Source organism: Enterococcus sp. DIV0213h, from assembly GCF_051711285.1.
GTDB lineage: Bacteria > Bacillota > Bacilli > Lactobacillales > Enterococcaceae > Enterococcus_D > Enterococcus_D casseliflavus.
This window is the reverse complement of record NZ_JBIOMH010000001.1, coordinates 1,351,760-1,363,999: the sequence shown is the minus strand read 5'-3', so window position 1 is coordinate 1,363,999 and position 12,240 is coordinate 1,351,760. Positions and strand designations below refer to the sequence as shown.

11 protein-coding genes and 1 pseudogene are annotated in these 12,240 nt (G+C 45.3%); 5 read left to right on the top strand and 7 right to left on the bottom strand.

All coding sequences use genetic code 11. The annotated features are described in order from the left end of the window. Positions 1–52: 52 nt before the first annotated feature. Together IGI77_RS06200 and IGI77_RS06195 are read right to left on the bottom strand one after the other, a co-directional pair. Positions 53–1,207: an LCP family protein gene (locus IGI77_RS06200; protein ID WP_271809435.1), complete on the bottom strand. Its 1,155-nt coding sequence runs from the start codon at positions 1,205–1,207 to the stop codon at positions 53–55. A 193-nt stretch (positions 1,208–1,400) separates the two neighbouring features. Further along, complete coding sequence (locus IGI77_RS06195) at positions 1,401–1,865, bottom strand: VOC family protein (RefSeq protein WP_438769704.1); 465 nt, start codon at positions 1,863–1,865, stop codon at positions 1,401–1,403. Positions 1,866–1,942: 77 nt separating this feature from the next. On the opposite strand from IGI77_RS06195, the gene IGI77_RS06190 reads away from it, so the two are divergent. The 5 genes from IGI77_RS06190 (at position 1,943) to IGI77_RS06170 (ending at position 7,492) form a co-directional block, all read left to right on the top strand. Further along, complete coding sequence (locus tag IGI77_RS06190) at positions 1,943–2,875, top strand: helix-turn-helix transcriptional regulator (RefSeq protein WP_438769703.1); 933 nt, start codon at positions 1,943–1,945, stop codon at positions 2,873–2,875. A 70-nt stretch (positions 2,876–2,945) separates the two neighbouring features. Continuing rightward, positions 2,946–3,305, top strand: coding sequence for a hypothetical protein (locus IGI77_RS06185; RefSeq protein ID WP_015509366.1), 360 nt, complete (start codon positions 2,946–2,948; stop codon positions 3,303–3,305). A gap of 150 nt (positions 3,306–3,455) precedes the next feature. Then, positions 3,456–3,995, top strand: a complete 540-nt coding sequence (locus IGI77_RS06180) for a GNAT family N-acetyltransferase (RefSeq protein ID WP_438769702.1) — start codon at positions 3,456–3,458, stop codon at positions 3,993–3,995. Positions 3,996–4,010: 15 nt separating this feature from the next. After that, a complete protein-coding gene (locus IGI77_RS06175) occupies positions 4,011–5,741 on the top strand; it encodes an ABC transporter ATP-binding protein (RefSeq protein ID WP_010747847.1) in 1,731 nt (576 codons plus the stop codon). Further along, the gene (locus IGI77_RS06170) at positions 5,738–7,492 is read left to right on the top strand and encodes an ABC transporter ATP-binding protein (protein ID WP_010747846.1); all 1,755 of its coding nucleotides are present in this window, start codon (positions 5,738–5,740) and stop codon (positions 7,490–7,492) included. The genes IGI77_RS06175 and IGI77_RS06170 overlap by 4 nt, the downstream gene beginning before the upstream one ends. Before the next feature lie 66 nt (positions 7,493–7,558). Here IGI77_RS06170 and IGI77_RS06165 read toward each other — a convergent pair whose 3' ends face one another. From IGI77_RS06165 to IGI77_RS06145, 5 genes and pseudogenes are all read right to left on the bottom strand, one after another. Further along, complete coding sequence (locus IGI77_RS06165) at positions 7,559–7,831, bottom strand: GNAT family N-acetyltransferase (protein WP_010747845.1); 273 nt, start codon at positions 7,829–7,831, stop codon at positions 7,559–7,561. Then, positions 7,819–8,097, bottom strand: a complete 279-nt coding sequence (locus tag IGI77_RS06160; protein WP_123834315.1) for a (4Fe-4S)-binding protein — start codon at positions 8,095–8,097, stop codon at positions 7,819–7,821. Before IGI77_RS06160 ends, IGI77_RS06165 begins: the two co-directional genes overlap by 13 nt. Positions 8,098–8,288: 191 nt before the next feature. Further along, on the bottom strand, positions 8,289–10,481 hold the full coding sequence (locus tag IGI77_RS06155; protein WP_438769701.1) for an alpha-galactosidase: 2,193 nt from the start codon (positions 10,479–10,481) through the stop codon (positions 8,289–8,291). A 40-nt stretch (positions 10,482–10,521) separates the two neighbouring features. Next, positions 10,522–11,337, bottom strand: a pseudogene (locus IGI77_RS06150) (carbohydrate ABC transporter permease); the annotation flags it as partial. Between the two features lie 2 nt (positions 11,338–11,339). Further along, the gene (locus IGI77_RS06145; protein ID WP_010747841.1) at positions 11,340–12,215 is read right to left on the bottom strand and encodes a carbohydrate ABC transporter permease; all 876 of its coding nucleotides are present in this window, start codon (positions 12,213–12,215) and stop codon (positions 11,340–11,342) included. Positions 12,216–12,240 lie beyond the last annotated feature (25 nt).

The following is a 12,240-nucleotide window of genomic DNA, read 5'->3' as shown; positions in this document are numbered from 1 at the left end:
AACGCAAAAAAACCAGGATTTCTCCTGGCTTGCTTCTGACAATTATACTTCATTAATAATTTGAATCTGATCCATACTCCGTGCCATAGCCCGTTCCGTTGTCAGTACCGTACTCGTTGCCATAACCTGTTCCTTGAGACCCGTCGTCGTATCCTGTCTGAGCACCTGTGTTTTGATTTTGGGTACTCTGTTCTTCTGCCTGCTTGCCTAATGCCTTAAGCATGTCGTTTCGGATTTCATTGTAAGAGTAGTCTTGGATGTACACAATGGACTGACCATCGTAAGACTCCCCATCATACCATTCAAAGGTATGACTATTGATTTCAAACCCTGAAATCATATTTCCAGCAAGGGAAACTAAATCTTCAAATTTAAAGTTTGTATTTACGTCTTCGCTGACTGAGTCTAAGATTTCTTGATACTTGGTGACATTATTGATTTTCAAAGCCTGGTGGATCGCTGCTTCAATGACTTCTTGCTGACGATTTCCCCGATCCACATCGGTATCCATTTTTCGAATACGCGCAAAAATCAAAGCTTGCTCACCGTTCAACAACTGACGACCTTCCGGAATCAATGTTTCCCCAGAGTTATCTGCGGCATAATCTTGATTTATGTCGTAAGGGACATTTACAGTTACACCACCAATTGCATCAATAATTTTTTTAAAGCTTATGAAATTCACATTTACATAGTAATCGATTGGTAATTGCAAATAATTTTGAACGGTTTCGATCGTGGCATCTTCTTCTCCGACTGTATAAGCACTATTGATTTTTGCTGTGGTATAGATCGTACCCGTTCCAGTTCCATCATAGATATTCGTCCAAATATCCCGCGGGATGCTGACCATATCGATTTTTTTATTTTCGCCATCATAAACCATGTAGATCAAACTATCAGTACGTGCGCTGTCTAAATGATCTGTTTGTTCACGTTCCTCATCATTATCGACACCCATCAATAAAACACCGAACTTAGAACTTACATCGGATGTTTTGAGTGATCCATCCTCTTTTCCTTTGTTAGAGCTGATCACAGCGGATTCTTTAAACATTTTATCCACTGAATTTTTTGCTGCATAATACGTATAGCCGGCAAATAAAACGATGCCTGCAATGGCGAAAAGAAAGATTCCTCCAATAATCACGCGTTTGTTGCGCGCTTTGTGGGCTCTTTGCTGTTTATATCTCGTCTTTCTATCCATAGTGCCTCCTTCATTTCTCCTGAATTGCTCTCCCCGATTGTACCAGAATTTTTACGATCCGCCTATTTTTTTAAGAAGTTTTATTCTTTTTCTGTGAAGTCCTTTAAACATTCCTTAAAAATAATTCTGGGATTGAAAGAAACTTGGATAATTAGTCAACTTCTATGGATATTTTATTAAAAAACGAGTTTTTTCATTCACCCTTTTTGGAGGGATCAACTTCTTTTTCGACAGTCAGCTGAATAATTACACCAAAGGGATCGCGAACACTTGCATAAAAAAAAGCAAAAGCATTCTCACTTGGTGCTTGGATCGTCTGACTGCCTTTTTGCCTCAATCGCTGATAAAGCTTCTGAGCTATTTGGCTCTCCGCTAGCGTCAAACTCAGTGACAAGTGATTGCCTCGCTGAATCGCCTCTCCTTCAACGAATGGATTGTCTGCCAGCTGCAACTGGAAATTTCCGATCTGTAGGATGGAGTGAGAAAGATACTGTTCTTGTCCCGCAAGAATCTCCAGCGTTGGATCAAGTCTCTCACGATACTCCTGGTTGGTGATGGCAAATAAGAGGGTTGCGTCTAGTGTTTCTTGATAAAATTGAATGGCTTCTTGGGCTTTGCCGTCTAAGGTTAAAAACAAAGCGATTTTTGGTTCGATCATTTGTTGGTTCCTCCTTTTCTTGTTACCATAAGTGTAACTGTGAATATTGCCAAAACTTGGCACCATTGGAGAAAGAAATGAAAAAATCAGAACGCTTAACGCAGGAACTATTGTATTTACAAGGAAAAACCACTTTTCATCTAGCCGATTTGATGGACACCTTCGCAATCTCAAAACGTACAGCCGTCCGTGATGTCCAATCATTGGAAGAGCTGGGCTTGCCTCTCGTGGTAGAAACCGGTCGTTATGGCGGCTATCAGATTTTGAAAAATCAACTGACCCCCTTGTACTTTGACAAAAATGAACGGTATACCCTTTTCTTTGCTTTGCAGCTCTTACAAAAATTAACCGATTCTCCTTTTGATCGGAGCTATCAAGGGCTACGGCGAAAATTGTTGCAGTCTTTTTATCAAGGAGACACCGAGTGGTTAGAAAAAATGGAGACGGCGGTTTCGTTTCAAGGGGTGCCTCAATTGACGAGTGCGCCGATCCTCTCAGCGCTTTTTTCAGCGATCGTACAAGAACAGGTCATCCAATTTAGCTATCAGCGTTATCAAAAAATGAACAATACCGTACAACCCTATCAGCTGGATTTTCGTGCTGGCTACTGGTACTGTTTGGCCTATGACTGTCAAAAGCAGGCTTTTCGCCGCTATCGCTGTGATGCAATGCAGGGACTTGCTCCGACTGAAAAAACAGGCTATACCTTGCAGCAGTTAGCTGAAAAACAGCTGCAGCAACAAGTGTTGACACAAACACTGGGCTATCACATCCGCTTTGATCTATCGGCAAAGGAACGCTTGTGGCAAGAAAAATATCCTGACATGGCAGTGGTGGTACGTTCTAGCGAGCTTTGCTTAGAGGGGCACATTGCCGACAATGAGCTGGGTTTTCTGGCTGATTTTCTCTTGCAATTTGGTCCAACCATCAAAGAAATCCACCCGTTAGTCCTCAAACAAGCGTATACTGAAAACGTTCGGCGGATGCTGCAGCCATTTGCAACGGACTGACCGCTTTCCTGCATTGATTATTGATTGCTTGCGCCGAAACTGATTCTAATTGATAAGGAGTTTTCTACCTATGTTTCTTTTAAATAAAAAAACCTTCCAAGCATTGGCTGCCCCCTATAGGACAGAAGGGGCTGCCATCGGCTATGCAAAATGGCAGTCCTTCAACGCCATCACCAGCCGTAGCCTGCTCGTCTTGGATGATCAGCAATTGACGATTTTGGCGTTGAATCTTTTCTCGACAAAAGTCGTGCAGCACAAAAGCATACCGCTTGCTGAGCTGAAGAAACAGCACAAAGATCCTGTTGTAGGGATGCTCGTCCCGATTCGCTTTACTTATAAAGGGGAAACCTACCGTTTTCAAATGCAGCGAGTGATCTTGCCCTTGGGAGATTGGCAAAAAACCTTTCTTGCCCGCTGGCAGTCGTGGTAAATGAGCAGCAACTGGCAAGGTTCGTTTTCCTAGAAAAAGACTTTTCAAGTGATTTACATTTTTTTTGCAAGAAAATGAATAGATTTTTCAGGGGATGTTTTCGGCTATTTCGTTCTATGGTAAGATGTCCCTAAAGAATTGGAGGCTGTTATGGGTTTTATTGCAAGTGAACGTTTACTGCTCCGTCCGTTTCAAGAAAGTGATTTTGCCGATACCTTTGCTATTTATCAGCAAGCGGAAGTCTGCCGTTTCTTACTCCATGAGCCTTGGCAGACAGAAACAGCAGCTGCGGCTTTTGCCAAAAAATGCCAACAGCACGCCTTGGCGGACCAAGCAGGTCTTTCTTTGGCAGTACTACACGATCAAACGGTCATCGGCGATTTGTCGGTGTGGTCTACTGGTCAGCCGTCTTCCGTTGAAATCGGCTATGCCTTCCATCCGTCATTTGGCGGACAAGGGTTTGCTCAAGAAGCATTGAATGAATTGTTGAGCTGGTTGTTTGCCAGTCAGAAGATCCATCGGGTCCAAGCGACGCTAGACGCCCGCAATCAGGCCTCAGCTAAGCTTTGCCAACGCATTGGATTACGCCAAGAAGCACATTTTATCCAAGACTGGTGGAACAAGGGGGAATGGACCGATAGTTTGGTTTTTGCCTGTTTGGCCAGTGAACATCCTGCTCATCCGAAATAATTTAGGAGGTTTTTTATGATTAGCTTGTTACGCTATGCCAAGGATTATCGCAAACAGATTATTCTTGGTCCGTTTTTCAAATTTTTAGAAGCGGTGTTTGAATTGGTCCTGCCTTTGCAGATGGCCGCTTTAGTCGATGAGGGGCTACGGCAAAACAATTGGTCGAAGGTCGTTGAAATGACGATCTGGATGATCGTGATGTCCGTGGTAGGCATGATCTGTGCCGTCATCTGTCAGTATTATGCTTCCGTCGCTTCTCAAGGCTTCGGGACGGAACTACGCAATCGCTTGATGAAAAAAATCAACACCCTTTCCCATAGCGAACTAAACTTATTCGGGACGGATACCTTGATCACCCGAATGACCAACGACATCAATCAGATGCAGATTGCTTTGGCGATGCTGATTCGGCTGGTGGTCCGTGCGCCCTTTTTAAGTATCGGTTCGGTGATTATGGCCTTTGTCATTGATTGGCAAGCTGGCTTGATTTTCCTACTCGTCTTACCGCTCTTTTGTATCGTCTTATTCTGGATCATCGCCAAAACCGTGCCATTATATAAGAAAGTTCAAATTCATCTCGACGAATTAAACGAACTAGTGAGTCAAAATTTAAGCGGGATTCGGGTGATTCGTGCCTTTGCCCGCACAAAAACAGAAACAAAACGCTTTGATAAAGCAACTGATGATTTAAGTGACGTCTATTTACGGGTCACAAATCTCTCCGCCTTATTGACGCCTGCTACCACCTTGATCATGAATGTCGGCATTATCGCGTTGTTTTATATCGGTGGATTCAAGGTCAATATTGGCAATTTGCAGCAAGGACAAGTATTGGCACTGGTCAATTACATGAATCAAATGCTCTTAGCGTTGATCGTGGTTTCCAACTTAGTGATCATCTTTACCCGTGCGGCAGCATCAGGTTCACGGATCAACGAAGTGTTAGCCACTGAGCCGTCGATCGGCGATGAACTTTCAGAAGTCTTTATGGATCAGCCGAAAAACAATGTGGGAGCGATTCGCTTTGAGCACGTTGATTTCCGCTTTTCAAAAGAATACGGATTAGCCTTGAAAAACATTGATTTCCAAGTCGCACCGGGGTCTATTTTAGGTATCACTGGACCAACCGGGAGTGGGAAATCTGCCTTGACCCAATTGATCCCCCGCTTCTACGATGTGGCTGATGGCAAAGTGATCGTTGACGGGCACGATGTGCGGAAATGGCCTTTACAGCAATTACGCCAAAAAATCGCCATGGTGCCTCAAACCGCTGTGCTGTTTACGGGAACGATTCGAGAAAACTTGCAATGGGGCAAAAAAGATGCCACCGATGAAGAGTGTTGGCGAGCACTCGAAATCGCTCAAAGCCGCGACTTCGTTGAAGCCTTGCCGCAGCAACTGGATACCCCTATTTTTGAAGGCGGCAAGAACTTTTCTGGAGGACAAAAACAACGGTTAACGATCGCCAGAGCATTGATCGCTAAACCAGATATCTTGATTTTGGATGATTCTCTAAGTGCCCTTGACTATCAAACCGATCTTGATTTGCGGATGGCTTTAAAAGAAAGCATTCGTGGTACGGTCATCATCATCTCCCAACGGGTTCGCTCCATCCAAGATGCGCAGCAGATCTTAGTCTTAGACCAAGGGAATTTGGTAGGCAAAGGGACCCATGAAGAGCTGCTGGCAACGTCAAAAGAATACCAAGAAATCGTGGCATCACAGGCAGAGGAGGAAGAAGCATGAAAAAGAAATCATTCGATTGGTCGGCCTTTCGTCGCTACCTCCCTTATTTGACTGCCTACGCGAAGGAAACTTGGGCAGCAGTTGTCCTCGGGATCGCTGCTGGCGTCTCCTCGGTTTATATGACGTATCAGATCGGTCAAGCCGTCGATCAGCTGATAGGTGCCGATCAAGTGCAGTTCAGTGCCCTCTATCGTATTTTGCTTTTGTTTGCCGGAGTGGTTTTAGTGACTGTGGTCAGTCAATGGCTGATCCAGCGACTAGGCAACCGCGTGGCGTATTTATCCGTCGCCGACTTACGTAAAAAAGGCTTTGCCCATCTCAATACATTGCCGTTGCGCTATTATGACCAAAACTCCCACGGCAATATCGTCAGTCGCTTTACCAACGACATGGACAATATTTCCATTGCCGTCGCTGCAGTCTTTAACCAGCTGTTCTCTGGTATTTCGGTCGTCTTGATCGCCTTAGTCGTCATGCTGCAAATGAGTGTGCCCTTAACGTTGGTCGTATTGGTTTCGACCCCGATCATCTTTTTGGTCAACTGGATCGTGGCACGAACGTCTCAATCGCATTTTGCTCGCCAACAAGAAATCGTCGGCGAAATTTCTGGCTTTGTTACGGAAATGATCGGCAATCAAAAAATTGTCAAAGCCTTTGATCGAGAAACCATCAACCAAAACCGTTTTGAAACGATCAACCAAGAATTGAATGTCCGGGGGCAAAAAGCCCAGTTTTCTTCTTCTTTGACCAATCCCCTTTCACGATTCGTCGATCACTTGGCGTATCTGTCAGTCGGCTTTGTCGGCGGTCTGCTTTACTTTTCTGGTTCAGGTGCCGTCACGGTTGGGGTGATCTCCAGCTTTACGATCTACTCCAGTCAGTTTTCGAAACCATTCATTGAATTGTCGGGAATTACCACCCAGATCCAAACGGCATTAGCTGGACTTTCAAGAACCTTTGAGCTATTGGATCAAGAGCCAGAAACAGCCGATGACCAAGAATCTCAATCACTGGGTGAGATCAAAGGCGAGATTGCCTTTGAGGAGGTTTCTTTTGCTTATGATCCTGGTCAAAAATTGATCGAAGATTTCACTTTTACCGCAAAACCTGGAGAAACCGTCGCGATCGTCGGAAAAACTGGTGCTGGTAAATCGACGTTGGTCAATTTACTGATGCGTTTCTATGATGTCGATAAAGGGGCAATCAAGATCGATGGCACCGATATTCGTCAGTTGAAACGAGAAGAATTACGGCAAAGCTTCGGAATGGTCTTGCAGGATACGTGGCTCTTTGATGCCTCTTTACGAGAAAACCTGCAATACGGCAATGACACTGCCACAGATGAAGAAATCTACGATGCCTTAAAGCATGCCTATATGTATGAGTATGTGATGCGCCTACCAGAAACACTAGATACACCGATCGGTCATCAAGGGATCAAGATCTCTGACGGGCAACGGCAGCTCTTGACGATCGCCCGCACGATGATCAGCAACCCACCCATGCTGATTTTGGATGAAGCAACCAGTTCGGTTGATACTCTGACTGAGAAAAAAATCCAAGATGCTTTCTTGAAAATGATGGAAGGCAAAACCAGCTTTGTGATCGCCCATCGCTTATCAACGATTCGAGCAGCAGACAAGATCCTGGTGATGGATGCCGGTCAAATCGTGGAGCAAGGAACCCATGAAGAATTACTGGCAGAACAAGGCTATTACTATCGCCTGTACCATGCTCAATTCCAACATTGATCAGCCATACCACAACCCCCCGTCAGCTCAAAGGTACCTGCTTGAGCTGACGGGGGTCTTTTTTATTTATTGGTTCCAAACATCGGCATATTCTGGCTTGCGTTCAAATTCTTTTTTGGCAAAGGGACACAATGGAATGATTTTCTTTTGTTCTTTGCGGGCTTTTTCCACCCCTTTTGCCACTAATTTTTCGGCCAGACCTTGGCCCCGATAAGCGGGATCGACAAAGGTATGGTCAATGATCAAGCGTGTTTCGCCCGCTTCCGACCAGGTCATTTCACCGATTTCTTTGTCGCCGTCTTTTAACACAAATCGAGTGTTTTCTTCTAAGATTTCCATGGTTCTTCCTCCTTTAATATGTACTTTAATGCACCGCTGGGGCAAGTGTGGATCACTTGTGCCGCTTGCGCTGCTTCCCCATTATCAGGAATCACCCATGGGCGCCGTCCAACTTCAAAAATAGGGGGATTGCCCCGCACACAGTTGCCGCTGTGAGTGCAAATTTCTTTATTGTAATAAATATCGATCGCTTCGCCACGATACTTCCGATATCCTGCAGCAATCAACCCTGCTTCTGTTTCCTTGCCTAGTGGCTGTTCGTCCATGTTGAACACCCTCCTCTTATTGATTGTCAGAAGCAAACTGCCTGCCTCCTCCTTCATCATACGACTTATCGAGAAAAAAATAAATCATTTGTTCAAAAATAACCTCTCAGTTGCCGATCATTAGCCAAAAGCTTGCGGCAGCACAATAAAGCGTCCCGTCAAAACATGTTGCTTTGACAGGACGCTGATTTTCATTCGTGAGGCGCTTTTGCAACAAAATGAAACCGCTGCGTGGCGTAATCCCCTGCTAAATGAGGATCGATATACAACCCGAGCTGCATCAATTCATCGCCACCGAAGGTCTCTCCCCCACTTTGATAGGTAAGGTCTGGATCTAAGCCAGCCAGCTTTAAAGTAACCAATGGTGCAGAGGCTTCGGCTAAGACTCGGAAGTAAAAGACGATCGCTTCTTTTTTATCTGGGGAAACATACAGCCAGGCGGCGTCATTGCCTTCATAAGGGCTGAGCAGTCGAACAAAGCGGCCCAACTGCAGCAGGCGCCGATGTTTTTTATAAAAAGCGATTTGTTCTTTGATCTGCGCTTTTTCTTCTTGTGTCAGCTGTGTCAAGTCAAGCTCATAGCCCAGTAAGCCAGACATCGCAGCATTGCCGCGAATCGCTAGATCCGTTGCCCGTTGGGTCTGATGGTTCGGGATCGCTGAGACATGCGCACCCATGGTGGATGGCGGATAGACCAGACTGGTTCCGTATTGGATCTTCAGGCGGGCGATGGCATCGGTGTTGTCGCTGGTCCAAATCTGCGGCATATAATACAAGAAGCCAGCATCAAAGCGCCCACCGCCACCAGAACAGCCTTCAAACAGGATCGTTGGATAGGCAGTGGTCAGTTTTTCCAGAAATTCATACAAGCCCAGCAGATAGCGATGTGCAACCTCCCCTTGCTGGGCAGGATCGAGGAGCAAGGAATAGACATCCGACAGACTGCGGTTCATGTCCCATTTGATATAGTCGATGGCAACCGTATCAAACAGTTGGGTTAACTGGTGATAGAGATGGTCTCTGACATCTTGCCGAGAAAAGTCCAACACATACTGACTGCGGCTAAGCGCTGGCTTGCGATTGGGTACTTGTAACAGCCAATCGGGGTGCTGTCGGTTCAGTTCACTGTCACCAGAAACCATTTCTGGTTCCAGCCAAAGCCCGAATTGCAGCCCTTTGTCATGGACTTTTTGGGCAAATCCTGCCAAGCCAGAAGCCAGCTTGCCTTCGTTTTCAAACCAATCGCCTAATGAGGTTTGGTCATCTTCTCGCTGACCAAACCAGCCGTCATCCAAAACAAACAGTTCGATTCCCAGCTCCTTGGCTTCATCAACGAGGGCATCTAGCTTTTCTTCATTGAAATCAAAGTACGTTGCTTCCCAGTTATTGATCAAGATCGGCCGTTCTCGCTTTTTGTATTTACCTCGAATCAAATGCTCGTCATAATAATCATGATAGGTGGCTGACAGCTGATTCAAGCCAGCCTCACTATAAGCAATCACGGCTTCTGGGGCTTGAAAGCTTTCAGTTGGCGGCAATTGCCAGGCAAATTGATGGCTGTTGATCCCCATGATCACACGGGTCTGTTGGTAAGGATCTTTTTCGATGATGGTTTCATGATTGCCGCTATATAGCAAGCTAAAACCAAAACACTCCCCAGCAAACTCCGTAGCATTAGGTTCCAGCAAGACGGCAAAGGGATTTTGCTGATGGCTGCTGGAACCCCGCTTGCTGTCTAAACGCTTGATGCCGCGATGGATGGGTTCTCGGGTCACTTGACGTTCCTTCGCCCACGCCCCTGGCAAGTGGATCAAATCAAAGGGACGGTTAGGAAAATCCAGGGATTGACTCGCCAGCTGTTCGATGGTAACAGGCTGGTTTCCGTGGTTGATTATTTTACTTGAGCGGACGATCACTGCCGCCTCCTCAAAAATTGTGTAAAACAGCTGCAGTTCGAGTCCCGCCACATCATCTTTTAAGGACAGAATCAGTGTTTCGATGCCGTCGTCGGCCCCATGGGTCTGAGGCAATCCTGCTAAGGCTGGTTTGCCTTGTTGAATCTGGTAATCACTAAAGACAAAATGGCTGACTCGGCTGCCGTCAGACTGGCGAATCGTATAGGCAGCTTCTCGAAAGTCCCCGAAGCCATTACCAGGAAACTCCAGCATCAAGGTGTCTAATGAGAAAAGCCGATCGCTACTGTCTGAGGGATTAGGTGAAAAGGACCGATCAAGGCGTGGGTAGCGATAGCCACCAGAATAATGGGCGATTTTCTTCCCAAAATAAAGGTGCGCCACATTGCCCCCTTCCTCTATCTGTAAGAGATAGCTGATTTGATCGTTGCTTAAATGAAAGACGTTTAATTGTTTGTCAAAAAGAATCATATCGTACCCTCTACTTTGTATTTGTTTGCTGATGTCCCGCTTATTTCACGGAGCCCAGCATCCCTTGGACAAATTGTTTTTGTAAAACGAAGAAAATGATGGCCGTTGGCAGTGTGGCGATCACGATGCCGCACATCATCATGCCATAATCAGGGGTATAAGAAGCACCCATAGCTGAAAGAACCAGTGGAACGGTCCGTTTGTCTGGTGATTGCAGGGCAACTAATGGCCATAAATAATTGTTCCAGCTGCCCATAAACGTAATGATCGCAGCAGCTGCGTAGGTATTTTTAGCCGTAGGCATGTAGACTCTAAAGAAAATACTCAGTTCATTCAAGCCATCGATCCGAGCAGCTTCGACTAATTCTCTAGGGAATGCCTTGATGTTTTGGCGGAAAAAGAAAATCAAAAAGGCGGTACAGACTGAGGGCAAAATCACAACAGCGAAGGTATTGATCCCGATAGGCGTGCCGCTAAGCTTGCTGAACATCCGATAGAGCGGGATCATTAGCGCGGCAAAAGGCACCATCATCGACAACAGGAGAATATTAAAGATGCGGTCTTTGGTTTTCGTCCGATAAATCTCAAAGCCATACCCTGCCATGGAGGAGAACAACAGTGCAAAGACGGTCGTAATCACGGCAATCACTGCGGAATTGCCTAATGCGCGAGTAAAATTCAAATCAGAAGAAAAGAGATTTTGGAAGTTGATGACCAATTGATCGCCAATCATGATTTTTCCAGCAACGATATCAAAGGTTTGGTTGGTCATCCCTAGGATCATCCAAACAAATGGAAAAATAGAGATGAAAGCCAAAATCGCAAGAAAGACGTATTTTAAAGTGAGTGAGATTGTTTTCAATTTTCTTTTCCTCCTATTTTCGTTTGGATGATCGATAAGATCACGATCGCAATCACGATAACAAAGGAGACCGCAGCTGCGTACCCAAAGTTTGGCGTGAATTTGTAACTCAAATTGTAGATATATTGCGACAAGGTCGTCGTGGCATTAGCTGGTCCACCGCCAGTGATATTTTGAACTTCATCGAATAATTGCAGCGTACCGATCGTTGAGGTGATCGTGGTAAATAAGATGATTGGACGCAAGTTGGGAATCGTGATTTTGAAGAATTGATCCCATTTCGTGGCACCATCGATCTCTGCCGCTTCGTAAATACTTGGATCGATATTTTGCATGCCTGAGATGAAAAAGATCATATTGTAGCCAGTCCAACGCCACGTGATGGCAAAAATGATCAGTACTTTTGCCCAGAAGGGATCCGTCAACCATTGGATCGGTGCATCGATCAGGTGTAGTTGCGTCAAAAAGTTATTGACTAACCCATTTGCCGAAAAGAGACTTTTCATGATCAAGGAATAAGAAACCAAGGATGTGATACAGGGTAAAAACAAGGCGGTGCGGAATAGCCCTTTAAATTTCAATTTTTTGTCATTCAATATGTTCGATACGATCAGCGCCAAAAAGAGCATGATCGGAACTTGGACTAATAAGTATAAAAACGTATTGCCAAAGGCTTTTTTAAAGGTTGAATCGCTCAACATCCGCTGATAGTTGCCAAGACCGTTAAAGGTCATCGCTGTCGGTGGTCCTGATTGGAATGACGTGAACAATGCCGAGACCATCGGAATAAAGACCAGCATCGTGATCAAAATGACGGGTAAGGTAATAAAGGCATTGCCGTTTGCAAACCAATTTTTTGTTTTGTTTTTCATTGTAATTCCCCCTTAACACAGAAAC